Genomic DNA, 16,344 nt, shown 5'->3' with positions numbered 1-16,344 from the left:
ATGGCGTGGAATCAGCCCGGTAATAACGGACAAGACCGCGACCCGTGGGGAAGCAGCAAACCTGGCGGCAACTCTGAGGGAAATGGAAACAAAGGCGGTCGCGATCAAGGGCCACCTGATTTAGATGATATCTTCCGCAAACTGAGCAAAAAGCTCGGTGGTCTGGGCGGCGGTAAAGGCACCGGATCTGGCGGTGGCAGTTCATCGCAAGGCCCGCGCCCGCAGCTTGGCGGTCGCGTCGTTACCATCGCAGCGGCAGCGATTGTCATTATCTGGGCGGCCAGTGGTTTCTATACCATTAAAGAAGCCGAACGCGGCGTGGTAACACGCTTTGGTAAATTCAGCCATCTGGTTGAGCCGGGTCTGAACTGGAAACCGACGTTTATCGACGAAGTCAAACCGGTGAACGTGGAAGCCGTGCGTGAACTGGCAGCTTCTGGTGTGATGCTGACGTCGGACGAGAACGTAGTGCGCGTTGAGATGAACGTGCAGTACCGCGTCACCGATCCGGAAAAATATCTGTATAGCGTGACCAGCCCGGATGACAGTCTGCGTCAGGCTACCGACAGCGCCCTGCGCGGGGTTATCGGTAAATACACCATGGACCGCATTCTGACGGAAGGTCGTACCGTGATTCGTAGCGATACTCAGCGCGAACTGGAAGAGACGATTCGTCCGTATGACATGGGCATCACTCTGCTGGACGTCAACTTCCAGGCTGCTCGTCCGCCGGAAGAAGTAAAAGCGGCGTTTGACGATGCGATTGCCGCGCGTGAAAACGAACAGCAATACATTCGTGAAGCAGAAGCGTATACCAACGAAGTTCAGCCGCGTGCGAACGGTCAGGCGCAACGTATCCTCGAAGAGGCGCGTGCGTACAAGGCCCAGACCATCCTGGAAGCTCAGGGTGAAGTGGCGCGCTTTGCTAAACTTCTGCCGGAATATAAAGCCGCGCCGGAAATTACTCGCGAGCGTCTGTATATCGAGACGATGGAAAAAGTGTTGGGCAACACCCGCAAAGTGCTGGTTAACGATAAAGGTGGAAACCTGATGGTTCTGCCGTTAGACCAGATGCTGAAAAGTGGTAACGCCCCTGCGGCGAAGAGCGATAACGGTGCCAGCAATCTGCTGCGTCTGCCGCCAGCCTCTTCCTCCACAACCAGTGGAGCAAGCAACACGTCGTCCACCAGTCAGGGCGATATTATGGACCAACGCCGCGCCAACGCGCAGCGTAACGACTACCAGCGTCAGGGGGAATAACGATGCGTAAGTCAGTTATCGCGATTATCATCATCGTGCTGGTAGTGCTTTACATGTCTGTCTTTGTCGTCAAAGAAGGTGAGCGCGGTATTACGCTGCGTTTTGGTAAGGTACTGCGTGACGATGACAACAAACCTCTGGTTTATGAGCCGGGTCTGCATTTCAAGATACCGTTCATTGAAACGGTGAAAATGCTCGACGCACGTATTCAGACCATGGACAACCAGGCCGACCGCTTTGTGACCAAAGAGAAGAAAGACCTGATCGTCGACTCTTACATCAAATGGCGCATCAGCGATTTCAGCCGTTACTATCTGGCAACGGGTGGTGGCGACATTTCGCAAGCGGAAGTGCTGTTGAAACGTAAGTTCTCTGACCGTCTGCGTTCTGAAATTGGTCGCCTGGACGTGAAAGACATCGTCACCGATTCTCGTGGTCGTCTGACCCTCGAAGTACGTGACGCGCTGAACTCCGGTTCTGCGGGTACAGAAGATGAAGTTACTACCCCTGCAGCAGATAACGCCATTGCCGAAGCGGCAGAGCGCGTAACGGCTGAGACGAAGGGCAAAGTTCCGGTCATCAATCCGAACAGTATGGCGGCGCTGGGTATTGAAGTTGTCGATGTGCGAATTAAGCAGATCAACCTGCCGACCGAAGTGTCTGAAGCGATCTACAACCGTATGCGCGCCGAGCGTGAAGCGGTAGCGCGTCGTCACCGTTCACAAGGTCAGGAAGAAGCGGAAAAACTGCGTGCAACTGCCGACTATGAAGTGACCAGAACGCTGGCAGAAGCTGAGCGTCAGGGCCGCATCATGCGTGGTGAAGGCGATGCAGAAGCAGCCAAACTGTTTGCTGATGCATTCAGTAAAGATCCGGACTTCTACGCATTCATCCGTAGCCTGCGTGCTTATGAGAACAGCTTCTCTGGCAATCAGGACGTGATGGTCATGAGCCCGGACAGCGATTTCTTCCGCTACATGAAGACGCCGACTTCCGCAACGCGTTAATATAACGACTGCGGTACAGGTCAATAAAGCCACCACATCCTCAGGGATGTCGGTGGTTTTCTTTTTCTATAAGGATAATGAATGAATTCGACAATCTGGCTGGCGCTTGCCCTGGTTTTGGTACTGGAAGGTTTAGGGCCGATGCTTTACCCGAAGGCATGGAAGAAGATGATCTCTGCAATGACCAATTTGCCCGATAATATTTTACGTCGTTTTGGCGGTGGACTTGTGGTTGCGGGCGTTGTGGTCTACTACATGTTGAGGAAAACGATTGGCTGAACAAAAAACAGACTGATCGAGGTCATTTTTGAGTGCAAAAAGTGCTGTAACTCTGAAAAAGCGATGGTAGAATCCATTTTTAAGCAAACGGTGATTTTGAAAAATGGGTAACAACGTCGTCGTACTGGGCACCCAATGGGGTGACGAAGGTAAAGGTAAGATCGTCGATCTTCTGACTGAACGGGCTAAATATGTTGTACGCTACCAGGGCGGTCACAACGCAGGCCATACTCTCGTAATCAACGGTGAAAAAACCGTTCTCCATCTTATTCCATCAGGTATTCTCCGCGAGAATGTAACCAGCATCATCGGTAACGGTGTTGTGCTGTCTCCGGCTGCGCTGATGAAAGAGATGAAAGAACTGGAAGACCGTGGCATCCCCGTTCGTGAGCGTCTGCTGCTGTCCGAAGCATGTCCGCTGATCCTTGATTATCACGTTGCGCTGGATAACGCGCGTGAGAAAGCGCGTGGCGCGAAAGCGATCGGCACCACCGGTCGTGGTATCGGGCCTGCTTATGAAGATAAAGTGGCACGTCGCGGTCTGCGTGTTGGCGACCTTTTCGACAAAGAAACCTTCGCTGAAAAACTGAAAGAAGTGATGGAATATCACAACTTCCAGTTGGTTAACTACTACAAAGCTGAAGCGGTTGATTACCAGAAAGTTCTGGATGATACGATGGCTGTTGCCGACATCCTGACTTCTATGGTTGTTGACGTTTCTGATCTGCTCGACCAGGCGCGTCAGCGTGGCGATTTCGTCATGTTTGAAGGTGCGCAGGGTACGCTGCTGGATATCGACCACGGCACTTATCCGTACGTAACTTCTTCCAACACCACTGCTGGTGGCGTGGCGACCGGTTCCGGCCTGGGCCCGCGTTATGTTGATTACGTTCTGGGTATCCTCAAAGCTTACTCCACTCGTGTGGGTGCAGGTCCGTTCCCGACCGAACTGTTTGATGAAACTGGCGAGTTCCTCTGCAAGCAGGGTAACGAATTCGGCGCAACTACGGGTCGTCGTCGTCGTACCGGCTGGCTGGACACCGTTGCCGTTCGTCGTGCGGTACAGCTGAACTCTCTGTCTGGCTTCTGCCTGACTAAACTGGACGTTCTGGATGGCCTGAAAGAGGTTAAACTCTGCGTGGCTTACCGTATGCCGGATGGTCGTGAAGTGACTACCACTCCGCTGGCAGCTGACGACTGGAAAGGTGTAGAGCCGATTTACGAAACCATGCCGGGCTGGTCTGAATCCACCTTCGGCGTGAAAGATCGTAGCGGCCTGCCGCAGGCGGCACTGAACTACATCAAGCGCATTGAAGAGCTGACCGGTGTGCCGATCGATATCATCTCTACCGGTCCGGATCGTACTGAAACCATGATTCTGCGCGACCCGTTCGACGCGTAATTCTGGTACGCCTGGCAGATATTTTGCCTGCCGGGCTAACAGTGTGATACATTGCTGTGTCGGTTAAGCCATTACGCTATCCGACACAGTGTTAAATCCTCGCTTTTTTCCTTCCCCGAACTGAAATAAATTAGCGACACAGCTTGTGGCTGGTTTATCATCAATATAAATGTATTTTTCCCCGATTTCCCTTTTGAGGTTGATGTGCAGTTAACGAGTTTCACTGATTACGGATTACGTGCGCTGATCTACATGGCGTCATTGCCAGAAGGGCGGATGACCAGTATTTCTGAAGTGACTGACGTCTACGGCGTCTCCCGTAATCATATGGTCAAAATAATCAATCAACTTAGTCGTGCCGGCTACGTGACTGCTGTTCGTGGAAAAAATGGCGGCATTCGCTTGGGTAAACCGGCGAGTGCAATACGTATTGGTGATGTGGTGCGCGAGCTGGAGCCCTTATCGCTGGTGAATTGCAGCAGTGAGTTTTGCCACATTACACCTGCCTGTCGGTTGAAACAGGCGCTTTCTAAGGCCGTGCAAAGTTTTCTTACGGAACTGGATAACTACACGCTTGCCGATTTGGTTGAAGAGAATCAACCGCTTTATAAATTATTGCTGGTGGAGTGACGAAAATCTTCATCAGAGATGACAACGGAGGAACCGAGATGTCACAAGATCCTTTCCAGGAACGCGAAGCTGAAAAATACGCGAATCCCATCCCTAGTCGGGAATTTATCCTCGAACATTTAACCAAACGTGAAAAACCGGCCAGCCGTGATGAGCTGGCGGTAGAACTGCACATTGAAGGCGAAGAGCAGCTTGAAGGCCTGCGTCGCCGCCTGCGCGCGATGGAGCGCGATGGTCAACTGGTCTTCACTCGCCGTCAGTGCTATGCGCTGCCGGAACGCCTCGACCTGGTGAAAGGTACCGTTATTGGCCACCGTGATGGCTACGGCTTTCTGCGAGTTGAAGGGCGTAAAGATGATTTGTATCTCTCCAGCGAGCAGATGAAAACCTGCATTCATGGCGATCAGGTGCTGGCTCAGCCGCTGGGCGCTGACCGTAAAGGTCGTCGTGAAGCGCGTATTGTCCGCGTACTGGTGCCAAAAACCAGCCAGATTGTTGGTCGCTACTTCACCGAAGCGGGCGTCGGCTTTGTGGTTCCTGACGATAGCCGTCTGAGCTTCGATATCTTAATCCCGCCCGATCAGATCATGGGCGCGCGGATGGGCTTTGTGGTGGTGGTTGAACTGACTCAACGCCCGACTCGCCGTACCAAAGCGGTGGGTAAAATCGTCGAAGTGCTGGGCGACAATATGGGCACCGGCATGGCGGTTGATATCGCTCTGCGTACCCATGAAATTCCGTACATCTGGCCGCAGGCTGTTGAGCAACAGGTTGCCGGGCTGAAAGAAGAAGTGCCGGAAGAAGCAAAAGTGGGCCGTGTCGATCTGCGCGATTTACCGCTGGTCACCATTGATGGCGAAGACGCCCGTGACTTTGACGATGCAGTTTACTGTGAGAAAAAACGCGGCGGCGGCTGGCGTTTATGGGTCGCGATTGCCGACGTCAGCTACTATGTGCGTCCGCCAACGCCGCTGGACAGAGAAGCGCGTAATCGTGGTACGTCGGTGTACTTCCCTTCGCAGGTTATCCCGATGCTGCCGGAAGTGCTCTCTAACGGCCTGTGCTCGCTCAACCCGCAGGTAGACCGCCTGTGTATGGTGTGCGAGATGACGGTTTCGTCGAAAGGCCGCCTGACTGGCTACAAATTCTACGAAGCGGTGATGAGTTCTCACGCGCGTCTGACCTACACCAAAGTCTGGCATATACTGCAAGGCGATCAGGATCTGCGCGAGCAGTATGCGCCGCTGGTTAAGCATCTCGAAGAGTTACATAACCTCTATAAAGTGCTGGATAAAGCCCGTGAAGAACGCGGTGGGATCTCATTTGAGAGCGAAGAAGCGAAGTTCATTTTCAACGCTGAACGCCGTATTGAACGTATCGAACAGACTCAGCGTAACGACGCCCACAAGTTAATTGAAGAGTGCATGATTCTGGCGAATATCTCGGCGGCGCGTTTCGTTGAGAAAGCCAAAGAACCGGCACTGTTCCGTATTCACGACAAGCCGAGCACCGAAGCGATTACCTCTTTCCGTTCAGTGCTGGCGGAGCTGGGGCTGGAACTGCCGGGCGGTAACAAGCCGGAACCGCGCGACTATGCAGAGTTACTGGAATCGGTTGCCGATCGTCCTGATGCAGAAATGCTGCAAACCATGCTTTTGCGCTCGATGAAACAGGCGATTTACGATCCGGAAAACCGTGGTCACTTCGGTCTGGCATTGCAGTCCTATGCGCACTTTACTTCGCCGATTCGTCGTTATCCTGACCTGACGTTGCACCGCGCCATTAAATATCTGCTGGCGAAAGAGCAGGGGCATCAGGGCAACACCACTGAAACCGGCGGCTACCATTATTCGATGGAAGAGATGCTGCAACTGGGTCAGCACTGTTCGATGGCGGAACGTCGTGCCGATGAAGCAACGCGCGATGTGTCTGACTGGCTGAAGTGTGACTTCATGCTCGACCAGGTAGGTAACGTCTTTAAAGGCGTAATTTCCAGCGTCACTGGCTTTGGCTTCTTCGTCCGTCTGGACGACTTGTTCATTGATGGTCTGGTCCATGTCTCTTCGCTGGACAATGACTACTATCGCTTTGATCAGGTAGGGCAACGCCTGATGGGTGAATCCAGCGGCCAGACTTATCGCCTGGGCGATCGCGTGGAAGTTCGCGTTGAAGCGGTTAATATGGACGAGCGCAAAATCGACTTTAGCCTGATCTCCAGCGAACGCGCACCGCGCAACGTCGGTAAAACGGCGCGCGAGAAAGCGAAAAAAGGCGATGCAGGCAAAAAAGGCGGCAAGCGGCGTCAGGTCGGCAAAAAGGTCAACTTTGAGCCAGACAGCGCCTTTCGCGGCGAGAAAAAACCGAAGCCGAAAGCAGCGAAGAAAGACGCGAGAAAAGCGAAAAAGCCATCGGTGAAAACGCAGAAAATAGCCGCAGCGACCAAAGCGAAGCGTGCGGCGAAGAAAAAAGTGGCAGAGTGATAATTCACCCTCTTCAAACAGAAGAGGGTGAATTATCCGTAGGCCGGGCAAGCGTGGCGCTCCCGGCAAAACGTAAACAACGAGTACATTAATGAGCGAAATGATTTACGGCATCCATGCAGTGCAGGCCCTGCTGGAGCGCGCCCCTGAACGTTTTCAGGAAGTCTTTATTTTAAAAGGCCGTGAAGATAAACGTCTGTTACCGCTGATTCACGCCCTTGAGTCTCAGGGCGTGGTTATCCAGTTGGCAAACCGCCAATATCTCGATGAGAAAAGCGACGGTGCCGTGCATCAGGGCATTATCGCTCGTGTGAAGCCAGGACGGCAGTATCAGGAAAACGATCTGCCGGATCTGATCGCTTCGCTCGATCAACCGTTCCTGCTGATCCTCGACGGCGTAACCGATCCGCACAACCTCGGCGCGTGTCTGCGTAGCGCGGACGCCGCTGGTGTTCATGCGGTGATTGTGCCGAAAGATCGCTCCGCACAGCTCAACGCCACGGCGAAAAAAGTGGCCTGTGGTGCGGCAGAAAGCGTTCCGCTGATTCGGGTGACTAATCTGGCGCGCACCATGCGTATGTTGCAGGAAGAGAATATCTGGATCGTCGGTACGGCAGGCGAGGCGGATCATACACTCTATCAGAGCAAAATGACCGGACGCCTGGCGCTGGTGATGGGCGCGGAAGGTGAAGGTATGCGTCGCCTGACCCGTGAACATTGCGATGAGTTGATCAGCATCCCAATGGCAGGAAGTGTTTCTTCCCTGAACGTTTCGGTTGCAACCGGAATTTGCTTATTTGAAGCGGTTCGTCAGCGCAGCTAGTTCCTCTGAATTATGAAAAGCCATCCAGATTTGGATGGTTTTTTTTTGTCTATAGCTGGTAAGATAATTACGTACTGCAAATATTAATTTTATTAATATTTAAACTTAATCTATATGGAATAATATATGACATGGAATCCGTTGGCGCTGGCGACGGCGCTGCAAACTGTACCTGAACAAAATATTGATGTAACAAATAGCGAAAGCGCATTAATTATTAAAATGAATGATTATGGCGATTTGCAAATCAATATTCTTTTTACTTCCCGCCAAATGATCATCGAAACCTTTATTTGTCCGGTAAGTAGTATCAGCAATCCAGATGAATTTAATACCTTCTTATTAAGAAATCAGAAGCTGATGCCATTGTCATCGGTAGGGATCTCCAGCGTGCAACAGGAAGAGTATTACATTGTTTTCGGTGCGTTATCGCTTAAATCTTCTCTTGAAGATATCCTGCTTGAGATAACCTCGCTGGTAGATAACGCATTGGATCTGGCTGAAATTACAGAAGAATATTCACACTAATTACAAGGACGGGTATTTATGGGAATTTTAAAAAGTTTATTTACGCTGGGGAAATCGTTTATCTCCCAGGCGGAAGAGTCCATTGAAGAAACCCAGGGCGTGCGCATGCTGGAACAGCATATTCGTGACGCTAAAGCTGAACTCGATAAAGCCGGAAAATCTCGCGTTGATCTGCTGGCGCGAGTGAAATTAAGTCACGATAAGCTGAAAGATTTACGTGAGCGCAAAGCCAGTCTGGAAGCTCGTGCGCTGGAAGCGTTAAGCAAGAACGTGAATCCGTCGTTGATTAACGAAGTTGCTGAAGAAATCGCGCGCCTTGAGAATCTCATTACCGCTGAAGAGCAAGTGTTGTCGAATCTGGAAGTCTCTCGTGATGGCGTGGAAAAAGCAGTTACAGCGACAGCGCAGCGTATCGCTCAGTTTGAGCAGCAAATGGAAGTCGTTAAAGCCACTGAAGCCATGCAGCGTGCACAACAGGCTGTAACGACCTCTACTGTTGGCGCATCTTCCAGCGTTTCGACAGCGGCAGAATCCTTAAAACGCCTGCAAACGCGTCAGGCCGAACGTCAGGCTCGCCTGGATGCTGCCGCACAGTTGGAAAAAGTCGCAGACGGTCGCGATCTCGATGAAAAGCTGGCGGAAGCCGGAATTGGCGGTAGCAATAAAAGTAGCGCCCAGGATGTATTAGCAAGACTGCAACGCCAACAGGGCGAGTAATTTTTTGCCAGCCTCACTGCAAGGCTGGCAACTATTTTAAGGATAAAATATGTCTGGTTTTTTCCAGCGTCTGTTTGGCAAGGATAATAAGCCTGCTATCGCTCGCGGTCCGTTGGGTCTGCATCTCAATAGTGGTTTTACGCTCGATACGTTAGCGTTTCGTTTGCTGGAAGATGCATTGCTGATCGAGCTACCGGGTGAAGAATATACCGTGGCCGCCGTCAGTTGCATCGATCTGGGCGGGGGTAGCCAGATTTTCCGTTACTACACTTCGGGCGATGAGTTCCTGCAAATCAATACCACTGGCGGCGAAGATATTGATGACATTGATGATATCAAGCTCTTTGTCTATGAAGAGAGCTACGGTATCAGTAAAGAGAGTCACTGGCGCGAGGCGATCAACGCCAAAGCGATGGGGGCAATGACCTTAAACTGGCAGGAAAAACGCTGGCAGCGATTTTTTAACAGCGAAGAACCGGGAAATATCGAACCCGTCTACATGCTGGAAAAAGTAGAAAATCAAAACCATGCTAAATGGGAAGTGCATAATTTTAGCATGGGCTACCAACGGCAGGTGACCGAAGATACTTACGAATATTTGCTGTTAAATGGTGAGGAATCTTTTAACGATCTCGGCGAGCCGGAGTGGTTATTTTCGCGCGCGCTGGGTGTCGATATCCCGATAACATCACTTCATATTATTGGTTAATTACAAGGACGTTTACAATGCATATACTGGATTCACTTCTTGCCTTTAGTGCCTATTTTTTTATTGGCGTGGCGATGGTGATTATTTTCCTGTTTATCTACTCCAAAATTACACCGCACAACGAATGGCAGTTAATCAAAAACAATAACACCGCGGCGGCACTGGCGTTCAGCGGAACATTGTTGGGGTACGTGATCCCCTTATCCAGTGCGGCAATCAATGCGGTGAGTATTCCAGACTATTTCGCATGGGGCGGGATTGCTCTGGTGATTCAATTACTCGTTTTTGCTGGCGTCAGGCTTTATATGCCTGCATTAAGCGAAAAAATTATTAATCACAATACCGCAGCAGGAATGTTTATGGGAACCGCCGCGCTGGCTGGCGGTATTTTTAACGCAGCTTGTATGACATGGTAATGGACGATCATGGCCAGAAAACGCAAATCCAGAAATAACAAAAATATCGGACATGGGGCAATCAGTCGCATTGGTAGACCGCATAATCCTTTTGAGCCGCGCCGCAATCGCTACGCACAAAAATACTTAACGTTGGCACTAATGGGCGGTGCCGCTTTTTTCGTATTGAAAGGTTGTGGCGATAGTGGCGATGTCGATAACGACGGCGACGGAACGTTTTACGCGACTGCGCAGGATTGTATTGATGATGGTAATAATTCAGATATCTGTGCTCATGGCTGGAACAACGCCAAAGCGGCATTTTATGCCGATGTTCCGAAGAATATGACTCAGCATAATTGTCAGTCTAAGTACGAAAATTGCTACTACGACAATGTTGAACAGAGTTGGATCCCGGTCGTTTCTGGATTTTTGTTAAGCCGGGTTATTCGTAAAGATCGCGATGAGCCGTTCGTCTATAACAGCGGCGGATCCTCATTTGCTTCCCGCCCCGTCTGGCGCAACACTTCCGGTGATTACTCCTGGCGCTCCGGTTCTGGCAAAAAAGAGTCTTACTCTTCGGGCGGCTTTACCACCAAAAAAGCGTCAACCGTTTCTCGCGGCGGCTATGGTCGTTCTTCCAGCGCCCGTGGGCATTGGGGAGGCTAATCATGCTGAGACACAACGTTCCTGTGCGGCGGGATCTGGACCGGATTGCCGCCGATAACGGATTTGACTTTCATATCATCGACAATGAAATCTATTGGGATGAGAGTCGGGCTTATCGCTTTACTTTGCGCCAGATTGAAGAGCAGATCGAAAAACCGACCGCGGAACTGCATCAGATGTGCCTGGAGGTGGTGGATCGCGCGGTTAAAGATGAAGAGATCCTGACGCAACTGGCGATCCCGCCGTTGTACTGGGATGTGATCGCCGAAAGCTGGCGCGCACGCGATCCTTCGTTGTATGGCCGTATGGATTTTGCCTGGTGTGGTAATGCACCGGTTAAGTTGCTGGAGTACAACGCCGATACGCCAACTTCATTGTACGAGTCGGCTTATTTCCAGTGGTTGTGGCTGGAAGATGCCCGGCGCAGCGGCGTTATTCCGCGTGATGCCGATCAGTACAATGCCATTCAGGAACGCCTGATTTCACGTTTTAGCGAGCTTTACAGTCGGGAACCGTTTTATTTTTGCTGCTGTCAGGACACCGACGAAGACAGGAGTACCGTGCTGTACTTGCAGGACTGCGCCGAGCAGGCAGGGCAGGAGTCTCGGTTTATCTACATTGAAGAGCTCGGTTTGGGCGTCGGCGGCGTACTGACCGATCTTGATGATAATGTCATCCAGCGTGCATTTAAGCTGTATCCGCTGGAGTGGATGATGCGTGACGATAACGGCCCGCTGCTGCGCAAGCGTCGTGAGCAATGGGTGGAGCCGTTATGGAAAAGTATCTTGAGTAATAAAGGGCTAATGCCGCTGCTTTGGTGCTTCTTCCCTGGTCATCCTAACCTTCTTGCATCCTGGTTCGATGGTGAAAAACCGCAGATTGCCGCTGGCGAAAGCTATGTGCGTAAACCGATTTACTCGCGCGAAGGCGGAAACGTCACCATTTTCGACGGTCAGAATAACGTTGTTGACCACGCTGATGGTGATTACGCCGATGAACCGATGATCTACCAGGCGTTTCAACCTCTGCCGCGATTTGGCGATAGCTACACACTCATCGGTAGCTGGATTGTCGATGATGAAGCGTGCGGAATGGGGATCCGTGAAGATAACACGTTGATCACCAAAGACACCTCACGTTTCGTTCCGCATTACATTGCTGGATAAGAATGTTTTAGCAATCTCTTTCTGTCATGAATCCATGGCAGTGACCATACTAATGGTGACTGCCATTGATGGAGGGAGACACAGTGCACTGGCAAACTCACACCGTTTTTAATCAACCTATACCATTAAATAACAGCAACTTATACCTGTCTGATGGCGCGCTTTGCGAAGCGGTAACGCGTGAAGGTGCTGGCTGGGATAGCGATTTTCTCGCCAGTATTGGTCAGCAGTTAGGAACGGCTGAATCCCTTGAGCTGGGGCGGCTGGCGAATGTGAATCCGCCTGAATTATTGCGCTACGATGCGCAAGGACGCCGTCTGGACGATGTGCGTTTTCACCCCGCCTGGCACCTGCTGATGCAGGCGCTATGTACCAATCGGGTGCACAATCTTGCCTGGGAAGAAGACGCTCGCTCCGGCGCATTTGTGGCGCGCGCGGCGCGTTTTATGTTACATGCGCAGGTTGAGGCTGGGTCGTTATGTCCGATAACGATGACCTTTGCCGCCACGCCATTGTTGTTACAGATGTTACCCGCGCCGTTTCAGGACTGGACCACGCCGCTGCTGAGCGATCGCTACGATTCTCACTTATTGCCAGGTGGGCAAAAACGTGGCTTGTTGATCGGCATGGGAATGACGGAAAAGCAGGGCGGTTCCGATGTCATGAGCAACACCACCCGCGCAGAGCGTCTGGACGATGGTTCTTATCGGCTGGTGGGGCATAAATGGTTTTTCTCGGTGCCGCAAAGCGATGCGCATCTGGTGCTGGCACAGACCGCGGGCGGTTTGTCCTGCTTTTTTGTGCCGCGCTTTTTGCCTGACGGGCAACGCAACGCGATTCGCCTCGAGCGGCTGAAAGATAAGCTGGGTAATCGCTCTAACGCCAGCTGCGAAGTGGAGTTTCAGGATGCCATTGGCTGGTTGTTGGGGCAGGAAGGGGAAGGAATTCGTCTGATCCTGAAAATGGGTGGGATGACGCGTTTTGATTGCGCCCTGGGTAGCCATGCCATGATGCGCCGTGCATTTTCGCTGGCGATTTACCATGCACATCAACGCCATGTTTTTGGTAATCCATTGATCCAACAGCCTCTTATGCGTCATGTCTTAAGTCGCATGGCACTTCAGCTTGAAGGGCAAACGGCGTTGCTGTTTCGTCTTGCGCGAGCGTGGGACCGGCGCGCCGATGCCAAAGAAGCTCTGTGGGCGCGTTTATTTACGCCTGCGGCGAAATTTGTGATCTGCAAACGTGGCATTCCGTTTGTGGCCGAAGCGATGGAGGTGCTGGGCGGCATTGGTTATTGCGAGGAGAGCGAGCTGCCGCGGCTTTACCGGGAGATGCCGGTAAACAGTATTTGGGAAGGTTCCGGCAATATTATGTGCCTGGATGTGCTGCGCGTTCTCAATAAGCAAGCGGGCGTATACGACTTATTGTCGGAAGCATTTGTGGAAGTGAAAGGGCAGGATCGCTATTTTGATCGCGCGGTTCGTCGTTTACAGCAGCAGCTGCGTAAGCCAGCTGAAGAATTGGGGCGAGAGATTACTCATCAGCTATTCCTGCTGGGCTGCGGTGCGCAAATGTTGAAATATGCCTTTCCGCCAATGGCGCAGGCGTGGTGTAAGGTGATGTTAGATACGCGCGGCGGCGTACGGTTGTCAGAGCAGATCCAGAATGATTTATTGCTGCGGGCGACGGGAGGAGTGTGTTTGTAAGCGTATACGACTGATGCGACGCTGGTTTCGATTAACTCAATGAAATATTTTAAAATTGTAGGCCGGACAAGGCGCTCGCGCCGCATCCGGCATTGTTCATTTGCTGTAGATGACACTCACGCATACAGTATCGCCTGTACGCGCCAGTTATCAGGCTGCTGGTCTTCGTACATGGTAATAATGCGGTACCATGACGCACCTTGTTCATCGGCCTTTAACGCCACGATACGTTCCACGTCCTGCGGATCCCCTGAAATATTGCTAACTGAGATCTGACCTATTTCATTCAGGCCCGTCACGCAGTCAGCACTGGCGAATTCTGCAGACTGTGCCGTGGCGCTCGCAGGATAAGTCACTAATTGCAGCGAGGGTGAGGCAAGTAATTGTTTCATCGTCAGCTCCATTTTTCGTTTCCCCACATGTTGCAGGGCATTCCATCGCGGTAATAAACGCCCGAGCTTCCAGCCGGTAATTTATTGTGCGCAGGTAAACGCATAGGGACGCAAAGCAATGTAAAGCTGACTATGTAAGTTGTCTGATTTATTTACGGTACAAAATGGCTTGTGAATACCACTGTCCTGTCACGATGGTTTCGTCCACCATGACGACAACGTAATAATCAGCTTTTGCAGCGACAGCTTTCGCTCTGATTTCTGCTAATGCGTCATCCGGAGAACCCCGAACCATCGTGCTTACGCTACCTATTCGCTGTAACCCTTGCGTCTGGTCGCGGCGAATCTCTTGCGGATGGTCCGTTACTGGCGGTGCTGGCTGTGGCGTACCTTGCAGTGCGCTACAGGCACTTAACATCAACACCAATAATAAACTGGCAAACCGGTAAATAACGCTATTACGTTTCCTGCTAACCATAGTGTAGTGCCTTATTAATTTAACTTTGGGGGAATGTTCCCGAATTGTTACCTGGTACGCGATTTTCGAATGAAAACGTGACGAAAGCGTAACCCACATCTCAACATTATGAACTAATACCGCCAGCAGAAACTTGTGCTAAGGATTTCTTCATGTCATACCAGACAAAAAGGAGAGACAGATGATTGAAATAGAATCACGCGAGCTGGCAGATATTCCCGTTCTTCATGCTTATCCTGTCGGGCAAAAAGATACCCCGTTACCGTGTGTGATTTTTTATCACGGCTTTACTTCGTCCAGTCTGGTGTATAGCTATTTTGCCGTTGCGCTGGCGCAGGCTGGTTTGCGGGTGATCATGCCGGATGCGCCCGATCACGGTAGCCGTTTTAGTGGCGACGCAGCGCGGCGGTTAAATCAATTCTGGCAAATCTTGCTACAAAGTATGCAGGAATTCACTACCTTACGTGCGGCAATAGCCGAAGAAAACTGGCTGCTTGATGACCGTCTGGCAGTCGGTGGCGCGTCGATGGGCGCGATGACGGCACTGGGAATTACCGCTCGCCACCCCACGATAAAATGTATCGCCAGCATGATGGGATCGGGCTATTTTACATCGCTCGCCCGTTCACTGTTTCAACCGCTGATACCTGAAACGGCAGCACAGCAGAATGAATTCAATAACATTGTCGCGCCGCTGGCAGAGTGGGAAGCGACAAACCACCTGGAACAGCTTGGTGACAGACCTCTACTGCTGTGGCATGGCCTTGACGATGACGTCGTGCCTGCCGACGAATCACTACGTTTGCAGCAGGCCTTAAGCGAGACGGGACGGGATAAACTGCTAACCTGTTCATGGCAGCCAGGTGTGCGTCACCGCATTACGCCTGAGGCGTTAGATGCTGCCGTGACATTTTTCCGCCAGCATCTTTAAACACGCAGAATGCTGACCCCTTGCGCTTCCAGTTGTTGCAGGATTTCCGGGTTAGCATTTTTGCCAGTGATCAGCATATCGATTTGATCGGCACGGCTAAAAAGCATTCCCGCGCGTTCGCCAATCTTACTGCTATCAACCAGTACCACCAGTTTCCCTACCACGCTCAGCATCTTCTGCTCTGCCATTGCCGTCAGCATATCGGTTTTATACAACCCTTCTGCTGTCAGTCCTTTGCCGCTGGTAAACATCCAGTGCCCGGCATAGAGACTGTTTTCGCTGCCTTGCGGGCTTAAAGTGATGGACTGACTTTTGTTGTACTGTCCGCCCATAATGATCACGCTGTCATGCTCCTGATCGATCAGGTAATTTGCCAGCGGTAGATAATTAGTGATGATTTGCACTGGCTTGCCACACATTTCCCGCCCAAGCAGAAACGCGGTGGAGCCGCAGTTGATGACTACGCTTTCGCCCGGATTAACCAGCTGCGAGGCCGCTTTAGCAATACGTACTTTTTCATCGTGATTCTGCGCTTGATGCAGATTCATCGGCGTCCAGCGCGGGCGCTGTTGGGTAATAGCTTCTGCGCCATTGCGCACTTTTTTCAGTTTGCCGCTTTCGTCAAGTTTATTGATATCGCGTCGTGCAGTGGCAGGCGAAATTCCCAGACGCTCAACGACTTTCTCAACGGTCACAAAGCCCAATTGTGCGAGCATTTCCAGGAGGATTTGATGTCTTTGTGCTTCAGTCATGAGCTATTCCGATAAAA

General features: G+C 51.5%; 18 protein-coding genes. 15 read left to right on the top strand and 3 right to left on the bottom strand.

Features of this window, described 5'->3' with window-relative positions:
• The 14 genes from hflK (at position 1) to aidB (ending at position 13,774) form a co-directional block, all read left to right on the top strand.
• Complete coding sequence (gene hflK / locus EAS44_RS21995; RefSeq protein ID WP_000312482.1) at positions 1-1,260, top strand: FtsH protease activity modulator HflK; 1,260 nt, start codon at positions 1-3, stop codon at positions 1,258-1,260.
• 2 nt (positions 1,261-1,262) lie between these two features.
• Positions 1,263-2,267 carry a protease modulator HflC gene (gene hflC / locus EAS44_RS21990; RefSeq protein ID WP_001232412.1) on the top strand — a complete coding sequence of 335 codons (1,005 nt, stop codon included), beginning with the start codon at positions 1,263-1,265 and terminating at the stop codon, positions 2,265-2,267.
• Between the two features lie 81 nt (positions 2,268-2,348).
• Positions 2,349-2,546: a DUF2065 domain-containing protein gene (yjeT, locus tag EAS44_RS21985; RefSeq protein ID WP_001089295.1), complete on the top strand. Its 198-nt coding sequence runs from the start codon at positions 2,349-2,351 to the stop codon at positions 2,544-2,546.
• Positions 2,547-2,649: 103 nt separating this feature from the next.
• Positions 2,650-3,948 carry an adenylosuccinate synthase gene (gene purA, locus EAS44_RS21980; protein ID WP_000527955.1) on the top strand — a complete coding sequence of 433 codons (1,299 nt, stop codon included), beginning with the start codon at positions 2,650-2,652 and terminating at the stop codon, positions 3,946-3,948.
• A gap of 204 nt (positions 3,949-4,152) precedes the next feature.
• Entirely contained in the window at positions 4,153-4,578 is a 426-nt protein-coding gene (gene nsrR / locus EAS44_RS21975; RefSeq protein WP_001177639.1) for a nitric oxide-sensing transcriptional repressor NsrR, read from the top strand.
• A gap of 38 nt (positions 4,579-4,616) precedes the next feature.
• A complete protein-coding gene (gene rnr / locus EAS44_RS21970) occupies positions 4,617-7,058 on the top strand; it encodes a ribonuclease R (protein ID WP_000076340.1) in 2,442 nt (813 codons plus the stop codon).
• Between the two features lie 91 nt (positions 7,059-7,149).
• A complete protein-coding gene (gene rlmB, locus EAS44_RS21965) occupies positions 7,150-7,881 on the top strand; it encodes a 23S rRNA (guanosine(2251)-2'-O)-methyltransferase RlmB (protein ID WP_001293282.1) in 732 nt (243 codons plus the stop codon).
• 126 nt (positions 7,882-8,007) lie between these two features.
• Positions 8,008-8,409 (top strand): YjfI family protein, encoded by a 402-nt coding sequence (yjfI, locus tag EAS44_RS21960; protein ID WP_000220134.1) that lies wholly within the window; start codon positions 8,008-8,010, stop codon positions 8,407-8,409.
• An 18-nt stretch (positions 8,410-8,427) separates the two neighbouring features.
• Positions 8,428-9,126 (top strand): PspA/IM30 family protein, encoded by a 699-nt coding sequence (gene yjfJ, locus EAS44_RS21955; protein ID WP_000511955.1) that lies wholly within the window; start codon positions 8,428-8,430, stop codon positions 9,124-9,126.
• A 49-nt stretch (positions 9,127-9,175) separates the two neighbouring features.
• Positions 9,176-9,835, top strand: coding sequence for a YjfK family protein (gene yjfK / locus EAS44_RS21950; RefSeq protein WP_000012536.1), 660 nt, complete (start codon positions 9,176-9,178; stop codon positions 9,833-9,835).
• Between the two features lie 17 nt (positions 9,836-9,852).
• Positions 9,853-10,251 (top strand): DUF350 domain-containing protein, encoded by a 399-nt coding sequence (yjfL, locus tag EAS44_RS21945; protein ID WP_000547753.1) that lies wholly within the window; start codon positions 9,853-9,855, stop codon positions 10,249-10,251.
• Between the two features lie 9 nt (positions 10,252-10,260).
• Positions 10,261-10,899 (top strand): DUF1190 domain-containing protein, encoded by a 639-nt coding sequence (yjfM, locus tag EAS44_RS21940; RefSeq protein WP_000101633.1) that lies wholly within the window; start codon positions 10,261-10,263, stop codon positions 10,897-10,899.
• Positions 10,900-10,901: 2 nt separating this feature from the next.
• On the top strand, positions 10,902-12,065 hold the full coding sequence (yjfC, locus tag EAS44_RS21935; protein WP_000944011.1) for a glutathionylspermidine synthase family protein: 1,164 nt from the start codon (positions 10,902-10,904) through the stop codon (positions 12,063-12,065).
• A gap of 83 nt (positions 12,066-12,148) precedes the next feature.
• Positions 12,149-13,774 carry an isovaleryl-CoA dehydrogenase gene (gene aidB, locus EAS44_RS21930; protein ID WP_001350793.1) on the top strand — a complete coding sequence of 542 codons (1,626 nt, stop codon included), beginning with the start codon at positions 12,149-12,151 and terminating at the stop codon, positions 13,772-13,774.
• A 116-nt stretch (positions 13,775-13,890) separates the two neighbouring features.
• Here aidB and yjfN read toward each other — a convergent pair whose 3' ends face one another.
• Complete coding sequence (yjfN, locus tag EAS44_RS21925; protein ID WP_000811566.1) at positions 13,891-14,166, bottom strand: DUF1471 family protease activator YjfN; 276 nt, start codon at positions 14,164-14,166, stop codon at positions 13,891-13,893.
• Between the two features lie 148 nt (positions 14,167-14,314).
• Positions 14,315-14,644 (bottom strand): biofilm peroxide resistance protein BsmA, encoded by a 330-nt coding sequence (gene bsmA / locus EAS44_RS21920; RefSeq protein ID WP_000254636.1) that lies wholly within the window; start codon positions 14,642-14,644, stop codon positions 14,315-14,317.
• A gap of 181 nt (positions 14,645-14,825) precedes the next feature.
• Between bsmA and yjfP the strand changes: the two genes are divergently transcribed.
• A complete protein-coding gene (gene yjfP / locus EAS44_RS21915; RefSeq protein WP_000569697.1) occupies positions 14,826-15,575 on the top strand; it encodes an esterase in 750 nt (249 codons plus the stop codon).
• On the opposite strand, the gene ulaR is transcribed toward yjfP, so the two are convergent.
• Positions 15,572-16,327: an HTH-type transcriptional regulator UlaR gene (ulaR, locus tag EAS44_RS21910; protein ID WP_000133631.1), complete on the bottom strand. Its 756-nt coding sequence runs from the start codon at positions 16,325-16,327 to the stop codon at positions 15,572-15,574. The genes yjfP and ulaR overlap by 4 nt on opposite strands.
• Between the last annotated feature and the right edge of the window lie 17 nt (positions 16,328-16,344).

This window comes from Escherichia coli DSM 30083 = JCM 1649 = ATCC 11775, from assembly GCF_003697165.2.
In the GTDB taxonomy this organism is placed as follows: domain Bacteria; phylum Pseudomonadota; class Gammaproteobacteria; order Enterobacterales; family Enterobacteriaceae; genus Escherichia; species Escherichia coli.
Note: the sequence above shows the minus strand (reverse complement) of the source record. Positions and strands in the feature narration are given on the sequence as shown.